A 23950-nucleotide genomic window follows, 5' to 3' on the forward strand; every position below is an offset into this window, starting at 1 on the left:
TCTGAAATGATTTATACGAATATAAGTCCCTTCCCCTTCTCTCAGGACAGGGTACGCGCTATTTCCCTGTGTCTTACTCGCAGGGAAAAGTCTTGACCGAAAAAGACTCTCTCACACAAGTTCTCGCCTGTGCCAAGTCCGCAAACTCTCCCGCCCCGATCATCTGGGCCAGAGCGTTGCCGACGGAAGTGGCCTCAGAGGGCCCCGCATTCACCGTAAGACCGGATTCCTCCACGGTGAGCCGGTTTAAGAAGACGTTCTGTCCTCCGCCGCCCAAGATATTGATGCTGTCGAACTTCTGTCCCGTCAATTCCATCAGTTCCCTGGCCGTGTCCGCATAACATCTGGCCAGAGACCGGCAGATCACAGCAGACAGCTGACCGGGGCTCTTCGGAACCGGCATTCCCTTCTTGGCGCAGGCCTCCTGAATGGCAGCGATCATAGAATCCGGCGCAAGGAAGCAGGCATCATTGACATCGACCAGAGAGGGGAACTCACTCTCCTCCTGTCCCAGTTCAGCCAGCTCCGCGAAGGAATACTTATCATCCAGTTCATGCCGCAGGGACTGGATCATCCAGAGTCCCATGATATTCTTGACCAGGGTGATCTTGCCTCCGTAACCTCCCTCATTGGTAAATCCGCTGGCATGGGCCTCTTCTGTTGTCACAGGCCTGTCGCTCTCAATCCCCATGAGGGACCATGTCCCACTGCTGATATAGAGGCCCTTGCCGCTGGGATCCGGCATCGACATCACGGCAGAGGCCGTGTCGTGCGAGGCACAGGCGACGAAGGAACATTTATAGCCGACTTCCGCGGCAATTTCCGGTCGAAGCTGTCCCAATACGCTTCCGGCCGGCAGCAGGTCCAGGAAGATCTCCCGGGGCAGTCCAAGCCGCGAAATTAGATCCCTGTCCCAATCCCTCTTATCGGCATTCACCAATCCACTTGTTGTACACTCTGTATATTCGTTTGCTTTCTTGCCGGTCAGATAAAAGCCAAAGTAGTCCGGCATCATCAGAAAAGTCTTCGCCCTGGCCAGAAGTTCCGGCCGCTGGACACGGTCTGCCAAGAGCTGATAGACCGTATTATAAGCTTGCTCCTTGATTCCCGTGATCTGATAGAGTTCACGGTCGCTCAGCTTCTCATTCAGGAGGACGTCCATCCCCTCGGTCCTCTTGTCGCGATAACCGTAGACGTCTCCCAATATCCGATCCTCTTCATCTAAGAGGACGTAATCAACCCCCCAGGTATCGACAGCGACAGAGACAGGGGCCTTGCCCAGGTCTCCCGCCTTTTTCATGCCGGAGACAATCTCTCTCTCCAGATGCGCGACATCCCAGACCCGGTGTCCGTCCTTCTTCTTCATTCCGTTCTCGAAACGATAGATCTCAGACATCCGGATGGTCCCATTCTCCTTGGAAAAGAGAATATGTCGGCCGCTGGAAGCGCCGATATCCACTGCCAAATAGTATTTTTTTGTCATTTCCCCTCCTCTTCGACACCCCTATCGAAAAGTGAATGATCCAATCTGCGTAAAACGTTTCGCCATCTTCCGCAAAGCGTTTCACCCATAAACCGATTATACTCTTATTTCCTCCATGCGCAAGCTATTTTTGAAAATATTTTTTGCCTGCGCTCTGAAATGGACTGAATTTCCCAAGGACTGCCCGGTCCGGATCAAAGAAGTTCCTATCCTGGAGCAATCAGAGAAGATAGGTTGGAATCTGGCAGATCAGATGGGATTCCACCCCGGATCCTCCGACCACCATTCCCTTTCTCGGACTCAAAGCCTTCTTTCCCGCCTTCTTCTCCGCTGCCTTCGCCTTAGTTCCGGCGCTCTTCTCTCCCACCTTTGCCTTAGTTCCGGCGCTCTTCTCCGCTGCCTTTGCCTTAGCTCCGGCGCTCTTCTCTCCCGCCTTCGCCTTAGCTCCGGCGCTCTTCTCCGCCGGCTTCCCGCTCTTCTTCTCCTCTGTCAGAAGTTTGGCTGCCGTCTTCGCGGTCAGGGCATCAACTTCTTTGCTGTGTTTTGCACTCTCCATGGACCTCTCCTTCTCCTCTTCGGGACTCATCCTGCTTTACTCCCCCTCATTCCTCTTTGGGACTTATCCTGCTGTATCCCCCGGCCCTCTTTGGGACTCATCCTGCTTTTCTCCCCCTCATTCCTCTTTGGGACTTATCCTGCTGTATCCCCCGGCCCTCTTTGGGGCTTATCCTGCTGTATCCCCGGCCCTCTTCGAGATTCATCCTGTCATGTCTTCTCTCAATCCTCCCGGGGATAGACACACTCAACATGATTTCTCCTGAAGAATGAGAGCCAGGACTCTGACGGCTTCCGGTCGGTGACAATCATGTCAATGTCTCCGCTGTCACATATCTTGGCGAAGGCCACCCGCTCTAACTTAGAGGCGTCGACCGTCAGGATCTTCTTCTGGGCAGACTTCATCAGGACCTGCTTGGTCTGCGTCAGCTGATCGTCGCTGTCCGTCAGTCCCCGTTCCATATCGACCCCCTTGCAGGAGAAGAAGGCCTTCTCCACATTGAAGGAGGACAGGCCGGCGATTGCCCTTGATCCGACCAGGGCCAGATCGCCCGGCTTTAACCTGCCGCCGGAGGAGATGACATCCCAGCCGGAGACATTGGACAGCTCGATCATAATCTCAATGGAGTTGGTGATCACCGTCAGATGATTCTTCTCCTTGATTTCTTTCGCGATAAAGACGGCTGTGGAGCTGGCATCCAGGATGATGTGATCTCCCTCTTCGATCATCCCTGCGACCAGGGCCGCAATTTTCTGCTTGGCCTGAACATTCTTCCTCGTTCGAACATTGAAGGGCATGTCGATAGTCGTGTTCTCATTAAAGACCGCCCCGCCGTAACTCTTCGTGCAGACTCCATCCTGCTCCAGCTTGTCCAGGTCTCTTCGAATCGTCTCCTCCGAGACGTCAAATTGCCTGGCGAGCGCACTGACCACAACCTTTTTTCTCTCCTGCAATTCCTCCAGGATGAGGTTTCTTCTCTCAAGCGCAAGCATAGGCACACTCCTTATCTGCTGTATGATCCGCCCGGCAATCCGTCAGAGGATCAACTCTCCAGGTTTAGCCGTCAGAGGATCGACTTGCAGATCTGCCGGTCCGGATTCGCGATTACGGACGCATCCAGGAACATGCCGCTCTCAGAAACCGACTCCCTGGCCCTGGCGATGGCCGCCTCAACGGCTGCGACTTCTCCGGTCAGAACGAAGAAGGACTTGCCGCACATGCCCTTGGCGATGCGAACTTCGATCAGATCTACAATGGCCGTCTTGGCCGCCAGGTCTGCCGCGACAATAATCGATGCGACATCATAGGTCTCCAGAATTCCGATCGCGCGGACATCTGCGATCTCGGAGGTTCCGTAGAGGGCAGGAAAAATGCTATCGTGCGGGTTCCCGAGGACGAAGCTATCGATATAGTGCTCGCTTCCCGAGGCAATCGCCGCCTTCACAGCGGCGTCAACGGCGCTCAGGTCGCCCGCAATCAGGGCAATGTATTTGCCCGGGCAGACCGTCTGAGCCTCGAGCAGATCCACCTTTGCCGTCTTGACCATGATATCCGCCGCCCGAATCCCGCTCGGCGTCGTCTTAAATTCCACTAAACCAATTGCCCTGGACATAGCACCTGTCTCCTAATTTTCTCACTGTCAATGGCAGAACCTGCGGATCAGACCGCTGTGACCTCAATGAATTTGTCCGCGACAAGAGAGACCCTCCCGTCAATGGAAGCATGGACGGGAAGAGAGAGTCCCTCTGCGGGCCGGCCGATGACCTGGCCTTCTCGAACCGGGTCTCCCTCCTTGACGCAGGCAATTGCCGGCGCTCCGATGTGCTGACTCAGAGGCTCTCTGACCTTTCCCGGCACATAGTTCTCTTCGCTGTAGGGCGCCGGAACATGATAGGCGTTCAAGTTGAGCCGCGCTTCAAGCCGGGCCTCCGGAACTTTTCGGTAGTCTCTGGCCTCATCGACCGGGGAGACGGCCGGGTTGGCCGGCGGCTTGACGCCCGCCTGACGGAGACCGCTCTTATAGGCTCCGATCAGGGTGCGCGGCGACAGGCTCTGAGGGCAGGCGTACAGCTCACAGACTCCGCAGGAGGAGCAGAAGAAGGTGTCTAAAAAGACCTCCGGATCACTGAAATCCCGGTTGGCCGCACTGCGCATGAACTTATGCGGTTCAATCGGATGGCCCAGCGCGTGCCTGGGACACAAGTCCGTACAGGCCCTGCACTGGCAGCAGATGGAGGCCGCCCGCTTCAAGTCGATGCTGATCTTGGTCCGCATTCGCTCGACCAGACCGTGGTCCCGGGGCAGAAGCAAAATGGCATTGGTCGTCCGGGTGATGGGATCCGTCCCTCTCCCCTCTCTTCCCATCATGGGGCCACCCACAATGATGGCGTACTCCTCAATCATGGCGCCGCCTGCGGCGGCGATTGCATCTGAGAGGGAGGTGCCCAGGGGAAGAAAGATGGTCTTCGGCTCTCTTACTTCTCCCGCAAGCGTGACCAGCTTCCTCGTCACAGGCGCCTTCTTGCCAAGTGCGCGGCTGACATTGTACATGGTCTCAACATTGAATACGATGACGCCCTGCTCGATGGGCAGACCCCCGGGGCGAATAACCCGGCCGATCGCCTCATAGACTAAGACCACTTCATCTCCCATGGGATAGGCCCCCGGAAGGAGGTGCATCTTAAGATGTGGGAAGCGGTCTGATCCAAGGCAATCCTCCACCGCCCCTGCGGCGGCTTCATACTCCCTCTTGACGCAGACAATCGCCTGATCGGCTCCGACTGCGCAGGCCAGCGCCTCAAAGGCAGATAAAATCTCCTCTGTATGCTCTGTCAGGAGCTGTCGGTGCAGGGATAGAATGGGCTCACACTCCGCACAGTTGAGCAGGATCGTGTCCGCCCTGTCATCCAGCTTGGCATAGGTTGGGAAACCGGCGCCGCCGGCGCCCGCAATCCCTGCCTCCCGCAATTGTTCCTTCAGTATCTTAAGATCCATGCTCTCTTACCGCTCTTTGGCGCCCGCTTGTCCCGGGCCGGTCTCCTGTCCCTTTCGTAACCGCTGACTCTCCTGCTAGAGTCCCAGATCCGACGGATCGTCAATAATGCCGACAACCGCGGCGTCAATCGGGGCCATATCCATGCCGCTTCCGATCCGGGCTGCGCTCCCCGTAGCAACCAGGACATACTCCCCGATCCCTGCTCCGATCGGGTCAATCGCCACCAGCCGCTCTCCCACGCCCCGCATATTCTCACAGGGTTCAATGATCATGAACTTGTTTCCCACCAGCTTGCCGCTCTTTCTCGTGGAAATGACGCTTCCGACTACTTTTCCGGCGATCATTGACATCCCCCTTTCAAGAGACGGACGCAGTCCCCCTGGTGGAGTCCTGCTCCATTGGCCTCGTCCGTATCAATATGCATTTCCAGGGTGAAGCTCTTGTCCACGCGGACCTTGACATGGTCGAAAATCGTACCCCTGTCATTGTCGGCGCGAACCTGCACATAGTCTCCGTCTTTCACCCCGGCATTCCGGGCGTCTTCGGGCGACATGTGAATGTGCCTGGCCGCCACAATGCAGCCCTCTCTCAGAAAGAGGGCTCCGGCGGGACCGACCAGGGCAATCGGCGCACTGCCCGCGATATCCCCGGACTCCCGGAGGGGGGCAGAGACCCCCAGGCGAATCGCATCGGTCGCCGAGATCTCCACCTGAGACTGCTTGCGAACCGGCCCCAGGATCCGGACATTTTCAATTGCCCTGAGCTTAAGCCCCACCAGGGTCACCATCTCGTTGGAGGCAAATTGCCCTCCCATGAGTTCCTTCTTCTTCGTGAGTTGATAGCCCGGTCCGAAGAGGATCTCAACATCCTTCTGCGTCAAGTGCACATGACGGGCGGAGACCCCCACCGGAATCAGATAGCCCGCCGGATCGCTCTTGCATCCGCGCTCGACCGCTTCCTGCGCCCGGCCGCTTCCTGCGCCCGCCCCAAGAAGCTGCGGGAAATCCCTGCATATGGTATCAAGGACCATCTCTGTCACTCTCGCAACACTTGCTTCTTCCATAAACTGATCTTCTCCAAATCACAGCGAGGCGGCCAAAAGCCGCCCCGAGCCCATCTGCCGCTTTATGCCTTGATTCTGGGAAGAATCTGCTCCACATCGCTATGAGGACGGGGAATGACATGGGTCGCGATCAGCTCGCCCAGTCTCCCGGCCGCCGTAGAGCCCGCCTCAACGGCTGACTTGACAGCGCCGACATCGCCTCTGACCATCACGGTCACAAGGCCTGACCCGATCTTCTCCGTTCCGACCAATACTACATTGGCCGCCTTGCACATGGCATCCGCTGCCTCAATGGAGGCCACCAGGCCTCTGGTCTCTACCATTCCCAATGCTTCCTGTGTCATTTTTCTTCTCCCGGCATCTGCGCCATTTTACAGGTCCCGCAGGGGACCCGATTCTCTGAAATGTTCCTGCTGTTTTTGGTCAAGCCTTGACCTTGGGAAGGATCCCCTCCACATCATTGTGAGGACGGGGAATGACATGGGTCGCGATCAGCTCACCCAGTCTTCCGGCTGCCGTAGAGCCAGCCTCAACCGCTGACTTGACAGCACCTACATCGCCTCTGACCATTACGGTTACAAGGCCTGATCCGATCTTCTCGGTTCCGACCAGGCTGACATTGGCCGCCTTACACATGGCGTCCGCAGCCTCAATGGAGGCCACCAGGCCTCTGGTCTCTACCATTCCCAATGCTTCCTGTGTCATATTCTCTCCTCCTCTGAATGAGATTCTCTCTGCAGGGATCAGCCGTCTACACCTCCTGTAGATAACGGTCCTGACCCGCATCTGCTCCGGCCTCTGCGGTGTTCTTTTCTGCCTCTGCAAGCTTCTTGTTCCAACGGGATGCCGACAGGTCCACAAGCTTCTGAATCTCCTCGTGCGGATTGGCAATCACTCCGCAGGAGACCGGTTTCTTGATGGCCTTGGCAGAGGCTGTCTCGATCGCCTGTGTGACGTCCTCGACACTGCCTGCGATAATCATCGTGACCAGCCTGCCTCCCAGCTTTCTCTCCCAGGAAGCCAGACTCACATTGGCCGTCTTGCACATAATGTCGAGGGCATCCACTGCCGCGACGACACCCGTGATCTCTAAAAATCCATATGACGTCATCTTCCCGCTCCCTGTCCTGCCTCCACAGATTCCCCCGGGGAACATCTGCAGAAGCCTGTCATTTCCTCGTCTTACTTGATTGCAGGCAGGATCTTCTCAACATCCTCGTGAGGGCTCGGGATCACGTGCTGGGCAACCAGTTCTCCCAAACGGCCTGCTGCCACAGCGCCGGCCTCAACCGCTGCCTTAACGGCTCCAACATCGCCTCTGACCATCACGGTCACAAGGCCTGATCCGATCTTCTCTGTTCCGATCAGCTTCACCTCTGCCGCCTTGGTCATAGCATCTGACGCCTCAATCGCTGCGGTCAGACCTCTGGTCTCAATCATTCCAAGTGCTTTCTTCTCCATCATATTCTCCTTTCTCATGGAATATTCTCTACTCACTAACTCTTGTCAAAAGCACAGAGCTTCAACATCTTCTGGGCATCTTCCGTCGGCCGGGGAATGATGTGATGCTGCACATAGCCGGTCATCTCCTCTGCCTTGGCCATTGCCGCCTCCATTGCCTCTGTCACATCCGCGACGTCGCCGCGGAACTTGATCATCACCAGGAGAGGGACCGGCAGAGCATCGGGATTCTTCGGCTTGTTTTTGTCAAAGGGCTCCAACCGAACATTTGCGGCCTTGCACCCGGCGTCCGCCGCCATAAATGCCGTCGTAAGCCCAAACACTTCTAACATTCCGACTGCTTCTGTCATCGCTTGATCCTCTGTCTGATCCCCTTAGCTGTTCACTACACAGATCTTGAGTCCTGTCATCTCCAGGTTCTTCTTCAGGGCCTCGTTGATCCGGGCCAGGGGGTACTTATCCGTAATCAATTCCCCGATCGGAAGGCCGATGGCCTTGGCCCTCTTTAAGAAGTCAAAGGTCGTCCCGTAGTCACGCAGGGTATAGACCCAGGATCCCACAATGGTCAGTTCCTTGGAGCATATATCCAGGTGGGGGTTGATTGTGGCGTCTCCTCCGTTGATAAAGAAGCCCAGCTCGCAGAGTCCTCCGCCGTTGCGGATGAACTTGTAGATGTTGGCATGGGCTTTGGGATTGCCGGTGCACTGGAATCCGAAGTCCGCCGGATGCCCGTCGAACTGAGCCTTCAGGCCTTCCGTCAGCGCCTCGATTCCCTGATAGTCCGCGAAATTAACGCTCCTTTCGGCTCCCATTCTCCGGGCAAATTCCAACCGCCCCGGATTGCCGTCCACCGCCACGATATTCTCAATCCCCATGGTCCGAAGGACGGCGATGCAGAGCAGGCCGATCGGGCCGCAGCCCTGAACCACCACTCTCGAGTTGAAGCGGAGGATTCCGGTCGACTTCGCCCTCTCCACAGCATGTACAAGAACTGCCGCGGGCTCAATCAGCATTCTGGAGTCCAGATCCAGGTCGCTGACGTTGAAGATGGTTGAGCCCTCCCGGATGAAGATGTAGTCGGAAAACCAGCCGTTCAGGTGGATCTGATCATCCGGCAGAAGTCCGTAGACATCGGCGCCTCCGACATTCTGCTTGTTCAGATCGTACATGGTGATATCGGGATTATCCTTGAAGATCATGCAGGTCACGACCTTGTCTCCGATATGGAGATCTTTGCCCGCGCTGTCCTTCTTCACCTTCTTGCCCATGGCGACGATCTCTCCGGTTCCCTCGTGGCCCAGGGCAACGGGAATGAGTCCGAAGGGATCTCTCTTGAACTCGTGGGCATCTGTTCCGCAGACGCCGCATCCCTCCACCTTCACCAGGATATCTCCGTCTCCCAGAGGAGGAATCGGGTACTCCTTGATGTCGAAATGTTCCAGGGCCGTCAGGACAGCCACATGAGCTGTCTTGGGGATCTCTCCTCCCCTGGACTTGGGACCCGCCATGGCGGATCCGTCCTGCAGGCTCTCCAAGACCTGCCTCACAATGGTCTCTATATTGTTTTGATCCATGATTCCCCTTTCCAAGCCTCCGTCTGTATCAGCGAATGCAGAGGCTGTCTGTCATCACGCAGTGGCGGGACTTGACGAAGCTTCTGGCGCTGGTCAATCCCTCACCGGTGCGGCTTGCAATCGTGAAGGTGCAGTAGCTCTCTCCCCCGAAGCCAAGCGCCGCATAGGAGGGACCGTTCTTTACCGTAATGGTCGTATCCAACCGTCTGGCGTACTCGGTGATCCGGTCCACATTCTTGGAGTGGATGTGGGCAGAGTGCTTGTTGCCGTGCTCCAGCCAGGCCGCAGTCTCAACACCCTCGGCAAAGTCCTTTACTCTGACGATTCCCAGGATCGGCATCATGAGCTCCGTAGTGATCAGGGGATGCTCCTTGGGTCCGAAGAAGCTGATGCAGCGGATGTTGGAATCCGCCTCGACGCCGATCATAGAGAGGAGCTTTCTTGCGCTGCGTCCAACCGCCTTGCGGTTTAACCTTCCCTTCTCGTCCATCACGGTCTTGGCCAACCGGTCCAGCTCCTCTTCGGAGGCCAGATAGCAGCCCTGCTCCGTGACCATGTAGTGGAGGAGCTCATCCGCAATGGAATCCACGGCAACGATCTCCTTCTCCGCAATGCAGGGAAGGTTATTGTCGAAGGTACAGCCGTTTACGATGTCCTCGGCTGCCTTGCGGATTTCCGCTGTCTCATCGACCAGGGCGGGCGGATTGCCTGCTCCGGCTCCGATGGCCCTTTTCCCTGAGGACAGAACCGCTGTGACGACGCCCGGTCCCCCGGTTGCCACGAGGAGCTTGATATCGGGCGACTTCATCATAAATTCTCCGGTCGCAAGGGTCGGCGCATCGACCGTGCAGGCGATGTTGTCCGGGCCTCCGGCCGCAAGACTGGCCTCATTGACCATATCGATGGTGAAGAGTGTTGTCTTGATGGCCTGCGGGTGCGGGTTGAACACCACCGTATTTCCGCCGGCCAGCATTCCGATTGTGTTGCAGAGGACGGTCTCACTGGGATTGGTACAGGGGGTAATAGCCCCGATCACCCCGAAGGGTCCCATCTCAATCAGGGTCAGGCCCCGGTCTCCCGAGAAGGCCCTCGTTGCGATATCCTCTGTCCCGGGTACCTTATCGGCGACGAGAAGGTGTTTTAAGATCTTGTCTCCCACATTGCCCATTCCGGTCTCGTCCACTGCCATGCGGGCCAGAACTTCCGCCTTTTCCCGGGTCTTCTGCCGGATTGCGGCAATGATCTTCTCACGCTGATCCATGGAGAGTCGTCTGACCGTCTCCTCCGCCTCCCTGGCTGCGGCGATGGCCTCCTCCATGCTCGAGAATACGCCGTGCATGCCTGAGGCGGGCTCAGAGATCTGCATTCTCGCGATCACCTCTCGCACGACGTTTTGAACAAGTTGTTCATCTGCCATGTCATCTGCTCCTTATTTCCCAAGCTGCTCCAGCACCTTCTTCGTGATCTCCGCGATTACCTCGGGCGCCGGATCCTTGGGGGTTGACGTCACACTGCCGGTTGTAGCTCCTCCCGCGGGCATACCCGGGATCTCCTGGTGCATACCGCAGTTATGGCAATTGTGTCCGTTCTTGTTCTGGCAGAGATTGGCCGGATGTTTTCCGGGAAGCCCCATCTGTCTGCGAATCTCATAGAGGCGCTCCACCGTCTTCTGGTCAAACTCCTTAGGGCCGCCGAGCATTTTAGACTGATAGAGGAGCTGAGCGTAGAACTCCACTGACTCCATCTTCAGATACGCGGACAGGAGGTCTGTGGACCAGGTCAGGGCCCCGTGGCTCTCCAGCAGAACCGCGTCATAATAAGGCAAATACTTCTCGATATTATCCGGGATCTCCATGGTCGACGGAGTTCCGTATTCAGCGATCGGCACGCAGCCTAAAGCAATGACCGCCTCGGGCATAATGGGCTGGGTCAGAGGAATGCCTGCAATCGCGAAGCTGGTCGCATAGACGGGGTGGGCATGAACGACAGAGCCCACGTCCGGTCTCTTGGCATAGACCCGCATGTGCATCTTGATCTCCGAAGAGGGCTTGAATCCCGGATTGGCCTGGATCACATTGCCCTTCTCATCCACCTTGCAGATGTAGTCGGGAGTCATAAAGCCCTTGGATACACCGGTTGGCGTGCACAGAAATTCATGGTCATTCAGCTTGACTGAGATGTTTCCGTCATTTGCAGCCACCATGTTTCTGTTGTAGATCCGCTTTCCGATCTCGCAGATCTGTTTCTTCAGTTCGTACTCATTGACCATCTGAAAATATCCTCCTTTTTGAACGGTGTGGGTTAATGTGTGGCTTTTTGTGGTTTTCATCCTATATGTTATAAATTTATCCGGTTAAAGTCAACATATCTCCCGTTTTTTGTAGTTTTTGTTTGTTTTTCTCTTTTGTTTTTGTGCAGTATGCTCGGTCGAATCAGGTCTTGGTCACGGGGCAGACCGAGAAACCCAGCATCCGGCTGCAGTAATCCATCACTGCCGCAATGGAGGACTCTACCTGGGATACGGTCCCTGTCACAATGAGGGAACCCTGCTCCAGATCCACCAGCCCCAGAAGAACGCCTGAGGACTTGACTGCCAGGTCTGCAATAATCACTGCCGTCTCCGCCGGAGAAATCGTCATCACGCCTATGGCAGACCCGCTCTTCTCCTCCGGAACCGCAATCCCCAGCTTTTCAAAGAGGATGGGGTCCGGATTAGCCAGAATGTGGGCCAGGGAGATCTGTTTTCCGGGAACAAGCTCCTGGATGATTCTCTGCTTATTGTCAATTTCGCTCATAGGTCACTCCTCTATCCGCCAATCCGGCATTCCAGGCGGGTGTTCTCCCGCACCAGCCTGGCCAGAGTCTGCATCTTCTCTCCGTCCGGAAGCGGAGTATCCTTCATCCGATACTCCCGGCCCAGGCCGTCATACTTGTCCTGGCCCAGTCTGTGATAGGGGAGGAGGTGGATGGTCTTCACCCCGGGTAGCTGATCGGCAAACGAGGCAATCGCGAGGATCTCCTCCGGCCTGTCATTGAAGCCGGGCACGGTTGGGACGCGAACGGAAAGTCTGGTCATTCCGGAGGAGGCGATCCTCCTGGCATTTTCCAGGATCTTCTCATTAGATACCCCGGTGTAGGCCTTGTGCTTGGCCGGGTCCATGTGCTTGATATCCATCAGATACTGGTCCAGATAGGGAAGGATCGCCTCAATCTTGTCATAGTCGGCATAGGCCGTACTCTCTAAGGCAGTGCCGATTCCCATCTCCTTGGCGGCGCGGAACATATCTCTTGTAAATTCCGGCTGGCAGAGGCTCTCTCCGCCCGACAGAGTCAGACCGCCCCCGCCGGAAGTCCGATAGTAGATTCGGTCCTTGGCCACCGTCTCCATGGTCTCTTCAACGGTGACATCCCTTCCGATCACCTTCTCCTTGCCGGCCACGATCATGGTCTCGATCTCCCGGCTCTGTGACTCCGGATTGCAGCACCATCTGCAGCGAAGAAAACAGCCCTTCAGGAAGACGATCGTTCGTATCCCCTGTCCGTCGTGGATGGAGTAGCGCTGGATATCGAAGATCCTCCCCTTGGTCTTTAAGTAGTCCTTGCTCATAGGGGACTTGCCTGTTCTGTTCTCGAGATGATATCGTCCTGCAGCGACCGGGAGAGAGTCGTAAAGAGCGCACTGTAGCCCGCTACTCTGACTACCAGATGCTGATATTTCTCGGGATGGGCCTGTGCATCGAGCAGGGTATTCTTGTCAACGACATTGAACTGCATGTGCATGCCCTTCTGGTCGAAGAAGCCGCGCACCAGGGCGATGAAGTTGTCAAGTCCCATATTTCCGCTCAGGGCGGAGGGATGGAATTTCATGTTATAGAGGGTCCCGTTGGATGCGATTCCGTGGTCCAGCTTGGCGACGGAATTGGCTGCCGCTGTGGGACCGCTGACATCCGTTCCCACATAGGGAGAGACGCCATCTGCCACCGGCGCGTGGGCCAGTCTTCCGTCCGGCGTCGCTCCGGTCTGCGCCCCCAGAGGCACATTGGCCGATACCGGGTAGAGGCCGGCCTGGTACTGGCCTCCGCGCGGGTTGCGGTAAGTCTCGACCGGCTTGGTATAGGTATAAGCGGCAATACGGGCGAATTCATCGACCTCATCCTCGTCATTGCCGAACTTGGGCTGACTCAGGATAGCCTGCCAGAGATCTTCATAGAGTTTCTTGACATCGGCGGGCAGTTCCAAGGAGCTAATCGTCGCGATTATCTTGGTCAGCTCGTCGCTGCTGATCTCTCTGCCCTGGGACTTTAACCGGGAGACCGTCTCCATAGCCAGTTCAAAGATACTCTCTGCATCCAGTCCCTGGCCGAAGTTCATCTTCATTGCATTCTTAAAGTCTGCCAGGCTATAGCGCTTCTCCTCGAAGACCAGCTTCTTGATGGCATACAGGGCATTGCCGACATTGGCGATCCCGAATCCCTGGGGGCCGGTGAAATTGTAGTGGGCGCCTCCCTCTTCCACGCACCTGCCCCGCTTGATGCAGTCATCTACCAGGCAGGATTCGAAGGAATTGGGCGTCAGAAGGCTGTGAGCCACGTCAATTGCATTGTCGGAGTTGACCAGGAGGGAAATGTTGTAGTCCATCTGTGCCTGATAGGCAGCGAAAAACTCCTCATAGGTCTGCATCTGCTCGACCTTGCCGGTGTGGATGCTGATCTGTTCTCCCCGGTCCTGTCCATCGGAGAAGACCAGTTCCAGGGGCCTGCACATATTGAAGAAGGCGGCGTCATGCCAGCCGTCCGTCCTGCCCGGCACCTGGGGCTCTACGCAACCGATGATCGAGTAGTTTCTCGCCTCTTCAAGCGGAATCCCCCGGTTCATCAGAGCGGGAATGATCACCTCGTCATTGTAGTAAGCGGGAAGTCCGATTCCGGTTCTGGTCAGATCCGCGGCCCTGCGCAGAAGTTCATGGGGTGACCCGTTCCACACCCGGATCGAGAGGGATGGCATGGGAAGGAACACATGCTTGGCCGCCGTGATGCACATGAAGGAGAGGTCTCTGGTCGCGTCTCTTCCCTCCGCATCCTGGCCTCCCACAATCAGATTCTGGAAGAGAGAATAGCCCGCAAAGCCCTTGGCGCTGGCCTCATCCCGACACTTATTGAGGTCGTTTAACTTGACGAAGACACAGTCTAAGAGCTCCTGCGCCTCTTCTCTTGTGATCTTTCCCGCCGCCAGATCCCTCTGGAAGAAGGGATCCATATACTGGTCGAAACGGCCGGGCGAGATCGAGTGTCCGCTGGACTCAATCTGCAGGACCTGCTGGATGAACCAGAAGCTCTGCAGGGCCTGGGCATAGGATGCCGCCGGCTTCTCGGGAACCTGCCGGCAGCGGTCTGCAATGGCGGCAAGCTCCGCCCGGCGCTTGGGATCGGTCTCCTTGTCCGCGCTCCTCTGCGCCAGATCGGCATAGCGGTGCGCGTAGTCAATCACTGCCTTGCAGTCGATGATCACCGCCTCAAGGAAGATCGACTTCCTCGCGTAGTCCGCATCACCCTGGGCAAGCCCGGCCAGCTCTTCTGCCGCCTGACGGATAATTCCCCCTAGTCCCTGATTTAAAACCTTCTCATACTGAACGGTCAGGTGGCCGACGCCATTGTAGAAGTAATTTCCGGTCGTAAAGATATTGTGCTCAATCGCCTTCTTGGCCTCATCCGACATGTAGGAGGCGGCCAACTCGCTGGAAGTCTTCCCCTTCCAGTAGCGATCTGCCTGGCGAATCTCCTCCGCTGTCTTGGGGGCAATATAAAAGGGATCCGCTTCCCTGTGCGCCACGGTGTCGAATTCCGCCTCCAGCCACTCGAACGAGAACTCCGGATACGTCTGACAACCGCGCGGAGCGATGGTCGTACTTCCGACGATCAGTTCCTCATCGCGGATGACAATGGGGAGGTGCTTTAGGATATGATGAAGTGCCTTGGCGCGGCGCAGAACAATCGGCTGACCCTCTGTGGCCTGATAAGACTCTGTGATGAGCTTCGCTCTGGCGGACTCAATCTCAGGCATCTTGGCGTAGAGATGGGCGACAAGTCTTCCGATCCGGTCCGACTTCGGGACCTCATCGACATAAAATTTTGCCATAGATAATCCTTTTCATCTTGAAAGAAACTGCAACCAACAATTCACCACAAAAAGCAGGCACGCATATTCATTCAAGATGATTATAAGGCCATTCCGGAACAATATTCAAGAATCAACATATTATTATTTTATTTTTATGTGGTTTTTACAAATTTTTATGAGTATTTTTGTTGATTTTAATGAGTGAAGATGTGGTTTCTCTACATTATGATAGACATATCTGTATATTTCAATCGTATGTCTGTATGTCTATCACTTGACCCCCTTGCCGCAGGGCCTATGCTCTGCCCGGCGGTCGGAGAAACGGAGAATTTCGTCATGATCAGAGCAGATCTGCACACGCACACCATCGCAAGCGGGCACGGTAGCCGGGCGACCATCGACCGGATGGCCAAGACCGCTTCTGAGCTGGGGCTCTCTGTCTTGGGCATCAGCGACCACGGACCGGCCACGCCGGGGGCTGCCGGCCCCTCCTATTTCCGCAATCTCTGTCTCGCCCCCGCAAGACGCTTCGGCGTCCGCCTGCTCTATGGCGTTGAGACCAACATCTTGGACGGCGGCGAACTGGACCTTCCCTCATCCATCCTCTCGCACCTGGACTATGTCATCGCCTCCATGCACTGCCCTCCCAGATCCCGGATCTATGAGGGCATCGGTGACATAGAGGCCTTCCGCAAGGCAAACACCGACGACTACATCAGGGCCATGGCCCATCCCCAGGTCCGCATCATCGGCCATCCGGATAACAGCCAGTTCCCCTACTGTGTCCACAGACTCACGGACGCGGCGGCCGGCTACGGGGTTGCCCTGGAGGTCAACGAGGCCTCTCTTGGCCCCGACGGCTACCACCGGGTTCGGGGACTTGACACGGAAGACAACTATCGGATTCTGATCCGGCTCTGTAAGAAAAAGAGAATCCCCCTCTTGCTCTCAAGTGATTCACACGGTCCCGGACGGATCGGCCGGGTCGACCGTGCCCTTCAACTCCTCTGTGAAGAGGACTTCCCAGGAGACCTGCTTGTAAATGAGAATCCGGCCCTGCTCAGTCTTCCAGTGCAGACCGGGCATTCCTTGTGACCCGCTCTTCAAGGGCAAGATACCGGGCCTGTTCCTCTTCCGTAAATCCGGCCATAATGGCCTTCCGGTAGTCCCCCAGCGCAGCGGCCAGTTCCTGGGTCAGATTGGACGCCTTCTCTGTAATATTTAAGTTCAGGCCTCCCTGCTTCTCTTCATCGGACAGGGCCTGGTCCCAGGACCCGATCAGCTGCCTTCCCAGGTCCGCGACCTGCTTCATCCCCTCGGAGATCTTCTCCAGGAGGCGGCCCTCCGTATCTACATATCCCTCCTGGAGGAGCTTCTGCAGGGCTGCCGCCGCCTGGAGCGAGCCCAGGCCGGCATAGGCCGCCAACTGCCGTCGGCTGGTATTTCGATTGACCGCCTTGATGGTCAGAAACATCCGTAAATCAGCGTTGGTCAGGTCGTAGTGCTGCCCGATCGGCTCCAAATACTTATCCAGAACCAGGCGCTGATAGTAGGCGCCGGTCAGGAGCGTGTCGGATGCCGTCGGGTTCATGTCCGCGCTTCTTCTCTCCTTTCCCAGCCTCTTGGTCCCCGGGAGGAAGGAGACTGCCCCGGCATCCCTTGCGAAGGCCCCGAGGAATCCATAGATCTGGATGCGGCGGGCATCATAGTCCTCCGAGTCATAGATTTTGGCGAAGAAGTCATTGTAATAGCGAAAGACGCTCATCTTCATATCGACAATCTTGGAAATAGACATTCCCTGAGAGACCAGAGACCCCTCCGTCTTCACGTAATAGTAGGTGGGTACCTGGAGCGCATAGATACGCTTGCAGTGCAGAAGATACTCCATGTTGAAGAGAAAGTCCTCACACCAGTTGACCCGGGGGTCCATGCGGATCCGGTAGTCCTCTAAGATCCGGCGGGAATACAGCTTGTTCCAGATGACTCCGTAATAGAAATCCGCCGGGTTCTCCATCATGTGTCCGGCGAAGGTCTGCAGGTCCATCACTTCGTCTTCTTCAATATCCCCCTTGGGAGAGACATGCTCACCCACAACCCGGTAGAAATCCGTCACCACCAGGTCCGCTTCCTTCTGCTCCATGGCCCGCACCATGAGCTTGGTCGCCTCCGGTGTGATCCAGTCATCCGCATCCAGAAACTGGATATAGTCTCCCCGGGCCAGGTCAAGAGCGCGATTTCTGGTGTCAGACACACCGGAGTTGGCCTTATGGACCAGGCGGATCCGGGCGTCTGCCCCGGCATATTCATCCAGGATGGCCGGACTGTCATCCGTAGACCCATCATCCATAAGCAGGAGCTCGAAGTCCGTATACTCCTGCTTTAATATGGAATCGAGGCAGCGCCTTAAGGCTCCGGCGGCATTATAGACAGGGACGATGATACTGACTCTTGGGCTGTGAGACATCATTGCGCACCTCCTTGCATGGGTCGCAGGCTCCCCCGCGATACAAAAGGGGACTGTGAAATGTCAATCTTTCACAATCCCCTGCATATTTCATCGGACTCAGTCCAGTTTGATCTTGCCCAGCAAGTCCGCCAGAGAAGTCCCGGTGGACTCACGATCCGCATACTTGGCCACCTGCTCATCCTGAGCCTTTCTGGCCGCCGCCTCCTTGGACGGCCGCTCGAGAAGTTCAACCGCCTTCATCGACAGGCTAACCTTGCCGTCCTTGATCCCGGTGATCTTGACCCGGACCTTCTGACCCTCTTTGAGGGCATCCTCAACTTTCTCAATCTTCTTGAGAGAAATCTGGGAAATATGAACCAATCCGTCCAGCCCCTCGGCGATATTGACGAAGGCTCCGAAATCCTTGATCCGGGCTACCGTTCCCTCGACAATCGATCCGACCTTAAGGGCATCCAGCCTGGCCTGATGCTCCCGTTTCCTCTTCTCGTCCTCGACGGCTCTGGCCGAGAGCACCAGGCGATGCTTGGCCGGCTCGATGCTGTCGATCTTGACTTGTATCTCTCTTCCGACAAAGTCTCCCAGATTCTCCACATAGCTTCTCGCCAGCTGACTGGCGGGAATAAAAGCCCTGAGGCCCTTCACATAGGCGACAACTCCGGCCTTGACCTGTTCGCGGACGCGGACGGTCAGTGTCTCATTGGCCTCCTTGGCCGCCGCAAGTTCCTCCCACGCACTTGTGTGCCTGGCCGCATTGACCGAGAGGACGATGTTGCCCTTGCCGTCATCCAGGGACATGATCTTGGCCGTCAGACGCTTGCCGTTTCTAAGATGCTTCCTGGGGTCATATCCCTCTTCCTCGCTCAGGTCCGAGAAAGCGATGATTCCGATCTTGCCGGCATTTAAGTCAACCGACACCTGCTGATCGCTCACTCCGAGAACCTCACAGTTGACAATATCACCGACTTCGTACTTGCTTGACATAATCTTCTCCTTATTGCTGCCCCGTTCATCTGCGGCCGGAGGCCGGTCTCTCCCGCCCCGGGAGCTTTCTGCTCCCGGTCCTCCCGGAACCACATATCTACTATTCTACTGATTTTTCGGATAGCCGCAAGACTTCTACCAGATGTCCCCCGGCTCCGAGGAGGTCCTGTCTCTGGCAGACCGACAGCTGATAGGCCACAAAACAGTCAAATTCCTCCTCGGAGAGGGCCTTAAGCTCTCGGCGCATATAGCCGGCAGGCCCATCCGGGGAGAAGATCCGGTCGCGAACCAGCTGAGGCGGCCCCTGTCTCTTCCGCAGACCTTCCTCTTCCTTGAGCCAGTTCTCTCTGCTGATCCGGTTGGCCTCCCGGTCAAATCCGGCAATGTCCTCCGGCCGCACATAATCATAGAGGTCCGTCGGCGAGGGACAGACCGCAAAGGATGCATCCAGGCTCCCTGAGGACCTGTGGTCTCTGCCGAAGCTTCCCACTTGGTCCCGGGCTTCTTCCTGCCGCCCTTCTTCCGTCCTCTCCGGGGCCTCTTGTCCTGCCTTGTCAGGCAGCATCTCCAGGATGTGCCTCTGCTTGAATCCATAGGTCAGAACCGAGTACTCATTCATCAGATAGGCCACAAGAAGCCGCCCCCGGGGAGCCAGGAGCCGGGCCGCCTCCGCCAGGGCCCGGGCCTTGTCCCCATCGCGCGTCAGGTGATACATAGGGCCCAGCAGGAGTATCAGGTCGAAGGACCCTCTGCTGGCTTTCCCCAGCCCCGCCCCGGACAGGTCTCTGGCATCTCCCTGCCGCACATCAAGCCCCGGCCATTTCTTTCGCATGATGCCCAGGTGATAGCGGACTAAGTCCACGGCAATGACCTCATGCCCCTCTGCCGACAGGGGCCCTGCGTAGCGGCCTGTCCCGGCCCCGACATCGAGAATCCGAAGGGGGCCTTCTCCCGCCCCCGCATCGGTCATGGCCCGGTCGATGAAATGCCGGGTCAACCGGTATTCTACCTGCCCATGCCTGGAGTCAAGCCGCTTATCCTCAGGGAATTTATTATAGTAGGCGATCAGTTTCTGCTCATTAGGATCCATAGCCCTCCCTCTCCAGGAGGCCGGATGAGGTCAGGGCTCTTCGCAGGGCATTGCCCAAAATCATAGACGAGACTATCTTTAGGGCATCGAAGACCAGGAAAGGGAGGACGCAGGCTGACAGAGCTGCCACCAGTCCCGTCTTCATGACCTGCATAAAATAAATCGTCCCCAGAGCGTAGCAGCCGGCCAGGCCCAGAATCATGCCGGTCAGCTGCAGGCCATATTTGACCGGTCCCTTCCGCTGATCCGAGAGGTCCACGAAGAAGCCGCAGATTCCCGCCAGCAGGAGAAATCCGACCAAAAATCCACCGGTGGGCCCGAAGAACTTCCCGGGGCCTCCTGCGAAGCCCGAAAATACCGGAAGGCCAAGAAGACCCAGGAGGAGATAGACCAGGACAGACAGAGTTCCCCACTTGCCGCCCAGAACATAGGCCGCCAGATAGACCGCCAGCACACCCAGGGAGACCGGGACGCTCCCTATTGGAATCGACAGGGGTCCCAGGACACAGCAGACTGCTGCCATCAAAGCCACAAAGGCCAACCGTTTCACTTTCATTTCGGAATACCTCTCTTCATTGCGCCACGAAGGGCGATCACTCCCGCGCGCCTGACTGCGCGGGTCCTCTCACACAGCCATCCGCTGATACGCAGAAAACCTCGTCTATTCTATCACACCTCCGGGATTCGGGCATATTCCCCTGCCGATGGAATCGGCGAATGCTCCTTGCGCCTTGGCCTATATCCCTTCTCCCGCGTCAAAGTTCGGAATAAAGGACGCTTCCGCCACGTCCCCCTCCTGCGTAAAGGCATTCTCGATCCCAAGGAAGAGGGCATAGTCAACCAGCTTCTCATACTCTTGATCGGTCAGCCTGCGTCCCAGTTCCGGGAAAGAGGCCGCTCCCGGCATCGGTGTATATTGATTCATAATGGATAGGAAGATCCTGTCCCCATAGGTGTGATAGAGATAGTCAAGAACCCGCATGGAGTCCTCGGTCGCTCCGGGCAGGAGCAGGTGGCGGACCAGGGTTCCCCTTCGCATAAGCAGTTCCCCCGGCTCGTCGCAATGCCGGTTGTACTCAGCCGCAGTCAGATCCCTTTTTCGGTCATCCTGAGAGGACACATTTCCGGCCGATGGGCTCTCCTTCCGATAGAAACGGGGTTCTCCTGTCTGCCGGACCATCTCCGCAAGGGCGCGGGAGGCCACGGAGAAATAGTCCCGGGCCCTGGAATATCTGGCAGAAAGGCGGCTTGAGACGTATTTGAAATCCGGCAGGTAGACGTCCACCAGTCCCTCTAATTGTCTTAAGGCGCTCACCTTCTCATAGCAAGAGCTGTTATAGACAATCGGGATGATCAGCCCCTGCCTCTTGGCCTCTCTGAGGGGCCGGACCAGCTGGGGGACGAAGTGGCCGGCCGTGACGAGGTTGATATTATTGGCCCCCTTCTCCTGCAGTTCCAGAAAGATCTCCGCCAGGCGATCCCTGCTGATTGCTTTACCCACCCGTCCCCCGGCGATAGAGGCGTTCTGGCAGAAGACGCAGCGGAGGCTGCATCCGCTGAAGAAGACTGTTCCGCTCCCGCTGCTTCCCGAAATACAGGGCTCCTCCCAGTAGTGGAGGGCCGCCCTTGCAATGACAAGCCGGTCGGACTGGCCGCAGAAGCCAAGTTCCCCTTCCCCGCGCAAGGCCCCGCAATTCCTGGGGCAGAGCCTGCAGCCTGAACCCCCCTCCTCTCCTTCGATCTTCTCCATCGAAAACTCCTTCTTGACTCGAAAACGTTGCTTGTCCTAATCGTTCTCTTTCACCCGCAAATTGTCTATAATGCCAGCAGGGGAAGGTCCCCGCCTGACCCATGTCCTAGAATAAAAGCCTCAAGGAGGATTTCATGAAATATCGCTCCCTCTCGAATCGCTTGATTCTGTCCATCTTCGCCTGCATTGCGCTTTCAATGCTCTTGGGCTCCTTCTTCGACCTGTCCATCTCCGACCTTCTGCTTCACCAGGAGAGTTTCGCGGGGCTCATGGCCGCAGGCTATGGGTCTATGCCCAACTACCTGCTCGGCGTCATCTGCGGCTATCTGCTCATTCGCCGGGCCAGTCCCGGCGGTCCCCTGATCCCATACTACGGACGCGTGGTATTCGGAGGCCTGGTCCTGGTCGGCTGTGCCTTCTACGGAGGCTATGACACGGGCCGCTATATAAGCGCCATGCCCCGCGGCCTTGCCATCGGCATCGGCTTCGGCTTCTCCATCCTTGCCTGCTTCTTCACCGAGTGGGCCCTGAGAGACGCCCCGGACACGGTTGTTGCCCGTCTGCTCAAGATCCTGATTCTCATCGCCCTGGGACCGACGATCATTACCCACATCGTCAAAATCCCCTGGGCCCGCCCCCGCATGCGGCTCTTAGTCTCCAATCTGGGGAGTATGGTCTCCTTCCGCCCCTGGTATCAACCGGGTCTTGCCGACAAGGCGACCCTGATTGCATCGGGAATCCCAAAAGAAGAGCTCAAGTCCTTCCCCTCCGGGCACACAACCGCAGCCGCGACGGCTCTGAGCCTCTATTACATCGCTTCCGCAAGCCCCGGGCTTCGGTCCCGCCGCTTTTCCTTCTTCCTGGGCGGCTTGATCTGGGCCCTTCTCGTGGCCTTAAGCCGGATTATCGTCGGGGCGCATTTCCTGACGGATGTCACGGCCGGCTTTGCCATCAGCTACACGGTTTTTATTGTCGCCGGCAGATTATTTAAGGCAGATCAGCTCCTGATGAACTGACCTGCCTTGTGAGATTTTTTCAGACTTTTTCAGACTCTCTCATCTCCGAAGAAGAAGAGAGCCAGCGTCCCGGGGCCGGTGTGTGCTCCGATGGTGGGCCCGATCGGGTTGATCATGACTTCCCCGTCCATCTTGGGGAAAGTCTCTTTGACCAGGGACGCGACTTCTCTCGCATCGTCCGGACAATCCGACTGGGAGATAAAGACCTTGCCCCTGTAATCTGTCCCGCCCACAGCATGCTCTCGCATCCGGTCGACGATCTCACGAATCACCTTACGCTTGCCCCGGATCTTATCCCTGGGAATCAAGTGACCGGCCGCATCCATGTTCAGCAGGGGACAGATGCCCAGCATCCCGCCCAGGAAGCCTGCGGTCTTGGAGATCCGTCCTCCTCTGACATAGAAGGTCAGGTCTGTCGAGAAGAACCAGTGATGAACCAGGAGCTTCTTCTCTTCCGCCAGCCGAGCCAGGTCCTCGTAGCAGGTCCCGGCATCCCTCTGATCCGCCAGATAGGACACAAGGAAGCCAAGGCCGGATGAAGCCCCCCGGGAGTCCACGAGTCGGATCTCCCGGTCGGGGTAGGACTTCTTGAGTTCACAGACCGCAAGCCGCGCCGCGTTAAAGGATCCGGAGAGGCCGGAAGAGAGCTCTATATGGAGAATATCCTTCCCCTCCTCCAGGAAGGGGCGAAAGAAATCCATGTACTCCTCAATATTAACCTGTGAGGTCCTGACCTCCTCCCCCGCCAACATGCGGGCGTAAAAGGCGCTGACATCCATGGCCTCCCAGAGGTCATCCATATGCTCTTCTCCCCCCAGATTGTAGTGGAAACAGACATAGGGGATCTTGCGGTCATCCAAATAGGACTTGGGCAAGTCTACCGTCGAGCTGCAGGTCAGTACAAATTCACGCATGAGGCCTCCGTTCTTCTTCAATCGATTTCGGTTCTTGTCTGTTTCTGTGCCCGGCCCCACCCGGGGCGGACTTCCTCCTTTGCATCCGGACGAAGCCGTCTGCTTGTCCCAGACTTGTTCAACCTCAGAAATCGTATCATAGGATCAGCGTATTTCATAGACCGATATGATAGGCAAAGCAGGGATTTCCCCTTATACTCCCATCTTTGACAGTTAATTAAGAGTGAGAAGCCCACAAGTCGCGTAGTTACGCCATTTGTGGGCTTCTGTTCTGTTTCCAAATTCTAGCTATACTTCTACTTTCTTGTTGCCGTTAAAATCTTTTTCATATTTCTCTGAGACACAATCTCATAATCCGTTCTGAAGCCAAATACATCGTGCAGTTTATCCGTAAGATCAGTGCGGGTATACTCCGGGATATACCCATCAGAGAGCATTTTGTCAAGTACCTTTTCTTATTTATTGACGCAACCATTTGACATG

Annotated in this window: 26 protein-coding genes; 2 read left to right on the top strand and 24 right to left on the bottom strand. The window is 56.6% G+C overall.

Going from position 1 to position 23950, the window contains the following annotated elements; genetic code table 11:
* Positions 1–73 precede the first annotated feature (73 nt).
* From ACO5R6_RS04735 to ACO5R6_RS04820, 18 genes are all read right to left on the bottom strand, one after another.
* The gene (locus ACO5R6_RS04735; protein ID WP_485626037.1) at positions 74–1483 is read right to left on the bottom strand and encodes a rhamnulokinase; all 1410 of its coding nucleotides are present in this window, start codon (positions 1481–1483) and stop codon (positions 74–76) included.
* 220 nt (positions 1484–1703) lie between these two features.
* Positions 1704–2039, bottom strand: coding sequence for a hypothetical protein (locus tag ACO5R6_RS04740; RefSeq protein ID WP_485626038.1), 336 nt, complete (start codon positions 2037–2039; stop codon positions 1704–1706).
* Between the two features lie 221 nt (positions 2040–2260).
* On the bottom strand, positions 2261–3031 hold the full coding sequence (locus tag ACO5R6_RS04745) for a DeoR/GlpR family DNA-binding transcription regulator (RefSeq protein WP_485626039.1): 771 nt from the start codon (positions 3029–3031) through the stop codon (positions 2261–2263).
* A gap of 71 nt (positions 3032–3102) precedes the next feature.
* On the bottom strand, positions 3103–3651 hold the full coding sequence (locus ACO5R6_RS04750; RefSeq protein ID WP_485626040.1) for a BMC domain-containing protein: 549 nt from the start codon (positions 3649–3651) through the stop codon (positions 3103–3105).
* Between the two features lie 47 nt (positions 3652–3698).
* A complete protein-coding gene (locus ACO5R6_RS04755; protein WP_485626041.1) occupies positions 3699–5033 on the bottom strand; it encodes a 4Fe-4S dicluster domain-containing protein in 1335 nt (444 codons plus the stop codon).
* Between the two features lie 75 nt (positions 5034–5108).
* Positions 5109–5378: a EutN/CcmL family microcompartment protein gene (locus tag ACO5R6_RS04760; RefSeq protein ID WP_485626042.1), complete on the bottom strand. Its 270-nt coding sequence runs from the start codon at positions 5376–5378 to the stop codon at positions 5109–5111.
* On the bottom strand, positions 5375–6097 hold the full coding sequence (locus ACO5R6_RS04765; RefSeq protein ID WP_485626043.1) for a phosphate propanoyltransferase: 723 nt from the start codon (positions 6095–6097) through the stop codon (positions 5375–5377). Before ACO5R6_RS04765 ends, ACO5R6_RS04760 begins: the two co-directional genes overlap by 4 nt.
* A 62-nt stretch (positions 6098–6159) precedes the next feature.
* Positions 6160–6441, bottom strand: coding sequence for a BMC domain-containing protein (locus ACO5R6_RS04770; protein WP_485626044.1), 282 nt, complete (start codon positions 6439–6441; stop codon positions 6160–6162).
* Positions 6442–6520: 79 nt separating this feature from the next.
* Positions 6521–6802 carry a BMC domain-containing protein gene (locus tag ACO5R6_RS04775; protein WP_485626045.1) on the bottom strand — a complete coding sequence of 94 codons (282 nt, stop codon included), beginning with the start codon at positions 6800–6802 and terminating at the stop codon, positions 6521–6523.
* Between the two features lie 46 nt (positions 6803–6848).
* Positions 6849–7208 (bottom strand): BMC domain-containing protein, encoded by a 360-nt coding sequence (locus tag ACO5R6_RS04780; protein WP_485626046.1) that lies wholly within the window; start codon positions 7206–7208, stop codon positions 6849–6851.
* Positions 7209–7279: 71 nt separating this feature from the next.
* Positions 7280–7558, bottom strand: a complete 279-nt coding sequence (locus ACO5R6_RS04785; RefSeq protein ID WP_006905680.1) for a BMC domain-containing protein — start codon at positions 7556–7558, stop codon at positions 7280–7282.
* Between the two features lie 35 nt (positions 7559–7593).
* Positions 7594–7908: a BMC domain-containing protein gene (locus tag ACO5R6_RS04790; RefSeq protein ID WP_485626047.1), complete on the bottom strand. Its 315-nt coding sequence runs from the start codon at positions 7906–7908 to the stop codon at positions 7594–7596.
* A gap of 24 nt (positions 7909–7932) precedes the next feature.
* Positions 7933–9132: a zinc-binding dehydrogenase gene (locus ACO5R6_RS04795; protein WP_485626048.1), complete on the bottom strand. Its 1200-nt coding sequence runs from the start codon at positions 9130–9132 to the stop codon at positions 7933–7935.
* A gap of 28 nt (positions 9133–9160) precedes the next feature.
* Positions 9161–10549: an aldehyde dehydrogenase family protein gene (locus ACO5R6_RS04800; protein WP_485626049.1), complete on the bottom strand. Its 1389-nt coding sequence runs from the start codon at positions 10547–10549 to the stop codon at positions 9161–9163.
* A 12-nt stretch (positions 10550–10561) separates the two neighbouring features.
* Positions 10562–11401, bottom strand: a complete 840-nt coding sequence (locus ACO5R6_RS04805) for a class II aldolase/adducin family protein (protein WP_485626050.1) — start codon at positions 11399–11401, stop codon at positions 10562–10564.
* A gap of 163 nt (positions 11402–11564) precedes the next feature.
* Positions 11565–11927, bottom strand: a complete 363-nt coding sequence (locus tag ACO5R6_RS04810) for a BMC domain-containing protein (RefSeq protein ID WP_485626051.1) — start codon at positions 11925–11927, stop codon at positions 11565–11567.
* Between the two features lie 11 nt (positions 11928–11938).
* Positions 11939–12739 carry a glycyl-radical enzyme activating protein gene (locus ACO5R6_RS04815; RefSeq protein ID WP_485626052.1) on the bottom strand — a complete coding sequence of 267 codons (801 nt, stop codon included), beginning with the start codon at positions 12737–12739 and terminating at the stop codon, positions 11939–11941.
* The gene (locus ACO5R6_RS04820; protein WP_485626053.1) at positions 12736–15267 is read right to left on the bottom strand and encodes a glycyl radical protein; all 2532 of its coding nucleotides are present in this window, start codon (positions 15265–15267) and stop codon (positions 12736–12738) included. Before ACO5R6_RS04820 ends, ACO5R6_RS04815 begins: the two co-directional genes overlap by 4 nt.
* Positions 15268–15585: 318 nt before the next feature.
* On the opposite strand from ACO5R6_RS04820, the gene ACO5R6_RS04825 reads away from it, so the two are divergent.
* Positions 15586–16344, top strand: a complete 759-nt coding sequence (locus ACO5R6_RS04825; RefSeq protein ID WP_485626054.1) for a PHP domain-containing protein — start codon at positions 15586–15588, stop codon at positions 16342–16344.
* Here the strand turns inward: ACO5R6_RS04825 and ACO5R6_RS04830 are convergent.
* From ACO5R6_RS04830 to ACO5R6_RS04850, 5 genes are all read right to left on the bottom strand, one after another.
* Positions 16310–17716: a glycosyltransferase family 2 protein gene (locus ACO5R6_RS04830; RefSeq protein WP_485626055.1), complete on the bottom strand. Its 1407-nt coding sequence runs from the start codon at positions 17714–17716 to the stop codon at positions 16310–16312. The genes ACO5R6_RS04825 and ACO5R6_RS04830 overlap by 35 nt on opposite strands.
* 96 nt (positions 17717–17812) lie before the next feature.
* On the bottom strand, positions 17813–18697 hold the full coding sequence (locus ACO5R6_RS04835; protein ID WP_485626056.1) for a S1 RNA-binding domain-containing protein: 885 nt from the start codon (positions 18695–18697) through the stop codon (positions 17813–17815).
* 100 nt (positions 18698–18797) lie between these two features.
* Positions 18798–19787, bottom strand: a complete 990-nt coding sequence (locus ACO5R6_RS04840) for a class I SAM-dependent methyltransferase (RefSeq protein ID WP_485626057.1) — start codon at positions 19785–19787, stop codon at positions 18798–18800.
* Entirely contained in the window at positions 19777–20343 is a 567-nt protein-coding gene (locus ACO5R6_RS04845; RefSeq protein WP_485626058.1) for a biotin transporter BioY, read from the bottom strand. Before ACO5R6_RS04845 ends, ACO5R6_RS04840 begins: the two co-directional genes overlap by 11 nt.
* Before the next feature lie 180 nt (positions 20344–20523).
* On the bottom strand, positions 20524–21537 hold the full coding sequence (locus ACO5R6_RS04850) for a radical SAM protein (protein WP_485626059.1): 1014 nt from the start codon (positions 21535–21537) through the stop codon (positions 20524–20526).
* 134 nt (positions 21538–21671) lie between these two features.
* Here ACO5R6_RS04850 and ACO5R6_RS04855 point away from each other — a divergent pair, with 134 nt between their 5' ends.
* Positions 21672–22553, top strand: a complete 882-nt coding sequence (locus ACO5R6_RS04855; RefSeq protein ID WP_485626060.1) for a phosphatase PAP2 family protein — start codon at positions 21672–21674, stop codon at positions 22551–22553.
* A gap of 29 nt (positions 22554–22582) precedes the next feature.
* Here the strand turns inward: ACO5R6_RS04855 and ACO5R6_RS04860 are convergent, their stop codons facing one another.
* On the bottom strand, positions 22583–23467 hold the full coding sequence (locus ACO5R6_RS04860) for a DegV family protein (RefSeq protein ID WP_485626061.1): 885 nt from the start codon (positions 23465–23467) through the stop codon (positions 22583–22585).
* Positions 23468–23950: the final 483 nt, after the last annotated feature.

Source organism: Shuttleworthella sp. (assembly GCF_057251025.1).

What these genes read in the sequence shown, in the direction of transcription:
- ACO5R6_RS04815 (WP_485626052.1), bottom strand. Translation starts at nt 12,739, where the DNA reads ATGAGCAAGGACTACTTAAAGACCAAGGGGAGGATCTTCGATATCCAG.
- ACO5R6_RS04835 (WP_485626056.1), bottom strand. Translation starts at nt 18,697, where the DNA reads ATGTCAAGCAAGTACGAAGTCGGTGATATTGTCAACTGTGAGGTTCTC.
- ACO5R6_RS04745 (WP_485626039.1), bottom strand. Translation starts at nt 3,031, where the DNA reads ATGCTTGCGCTTGAGAGAAGAAACCTCATCCTGGAGGAATTGCAGGAG.
- ACO5R6_RS04790 (WP_485626047.1), bottom strand. Translation starts at nt 7,908, where the DNA reads ATGACAGAAGCAGTCGGAATGTTAGAAGTGTTTGGGCTTACGACGGCA.
- ACO5R6_RS04775 (WP_485626045.1), bottom strand. Translation starts at nt 6,802, where the DNA reads ATGACACAGGAAGCATTGGGAATGGTAGAGACCAGAGGCCTGGTGGCC.
- ACO5R6_RS04850 (WP_485626059.1), bottom strand. Translation starts at nt 21,537, where the DNA reads ATGGAGAAGATCGAAGGAGAGGAGGGGGGTTCAGGCTGCAGGCTCTGC.
- ACO5R6_RS04760 (WP_485626042.1), bottom strand. Translation starts at nt 5,378, where the DNA reads ATGATCGCCGGAAAAGTAGTCGGAAGCGTCATTTCCACGAGAAAGAGC.
- ACO5R6_RS04845 (WP_485626058.1), bottom strand. Translation starts at nt 20,343, where the DNA reads ATGAAAGTGAAACGGTTGGCCTTTGTGGCTTTGATGGCAGCAGTCTGC.
- ACO5R6_RS04805 (WP_485626050.1), bottom strand. Translation starts at nt 11,401, where the DNA reads ATGGTCAATGAGTACGAACTGAAGAAACAGATCTGCGAGATCGGAAAG.
- ACO5R6_RS04810 (WP_485626051.1), bottom strand. Translation starts at nt 11,927, where the DNA reads ATGAGCGAAATTGACAATAAGCAGAGAATCATCCAGGAGCTTGTTCCC.
- ACO5R6_RS04750 (WP_485626040.1), bottom strand. Translation starts at nt 3,651, where the DNA reads ATGTCCAGGGCAATTGGTTTAGTGGAATTTAAGACGACGCCGAGCGGG.
- ACO5R6_RS04830 (WP_485626055.1), bottom strand. Translation starts at nt 17,716, where the DNA reads ATGATGTCTCACAGCCCAAGAGTCAGTATCATCGTCCCTGTCTATAAT.
- ACO5R6_RS04820 (WP_485626053.1), bottom strand. Translation starts at nt 15,267, where the DNA reads ATGGCAAAATTTTATGTCGATGAGGTCCCGAAGTCGGACCGGATCGGA.
- ACO5R6_RS04795 (WP_485626048.1), bottom strand. Translation starts at nt 9,132, where the DNA reads ATGGATCAAAACAATATAGAGACCATTGTGAGGCAGGTCTTGGAGAGC.
- ACO5R6_RS04860 (WP_485626061.1), bottom strand. Translation starts at nt 23,467, where the DNA reads ATGCGTGAATTTGTACTGACCTGCAGCTCGACGGTAGACTTGCCCAAG.
- ACO5R6_RS04735 (WP_485626037.1), bottom strand. Translation starts at nt 1,483, where the DNA reads ATGACAAAAAAATACTATTTGGCAGTGGATATCGGCGCTTCCAGCGGC.
- ACO5R6_RS04755 (WP_485626041.1), bottom strand. Translation starts at nt 5,033, where the DNA reads ATGGATCTTAAGATACTGAAGGAACAATTGCGGGAGGCAGGGATTGCG.
- ACO5R6_RS04825 (WP_485626054.1), top strand. Translation starts at nt 15,586, where the DNA reads ATGATCAGAGCAGATCTGCACACGCACACCATCGCAAGCGGGCACGGT.
- ACO5R6_RS04785 (WP_006905680.1), bottom strand. Translation starts at nt 7,558, where the DNA reads ATGGAGAAGAAAGCACTTGGAATGATTGAGACCAGAGGTCTGACCGCA.
- ACO5R6_RS04780 (WP_485626046.1), bottom strand. Translation starts at nt 7,208, where the DNA reads ATGACGTCATATGGATTTTTAGAGATCACGGGTGTCGTCGCGGCAGTG.
- ACO5R6_RS04740 (WP_485626038.1), bottom strand. Translation starts at nt 2,039, where the DNA reads ATGGAGAGTGCAAAACACAGCAAAGAAGTTGATGCCCTGACCGCGAAG.
- ACO5R6_RS04770 (WP_485626044.1), bottom strand. Translation starts at nt 6,441, where the DNA reads ATGACACAGGAAGCATTGGGAATGGTAGAGACCAGAGGCCTGGTGGCC.
- ACO5R6_RS04765 (WP_485626043.1), bottom strand. Translation starts at nt 6,097, where the DNA reads ATGGAAGAAGCAAGTGTTGCGAGAGTGACAGAGATGGTCCTTGATACC.
- ACO5R6_RS04855 (WP_485626060.1), top strand. Translation starts at nt 21,672, where the DNA reads ATGAAATATCGCTCCCTCTCGAATCGCTTGATTCTGTCCATCTTCGCC.
- ACO5R6_RS04800 (WP_485626049.1), bottom strand. Translation starts at nt 10,549, where the DNA reads ATGGCAGATGAACAACTTGTTCAAAACGTCGTGCGAGAGGTGATCGCG.
- ACO5R6_RS04840 (WP_485626057.1), bottom strand. Translation starts at nt 19,787, where the DNA reads ATGGATCCTAATGAGCAGAAACTGATCGCCTACTATAATAAATTCCCT.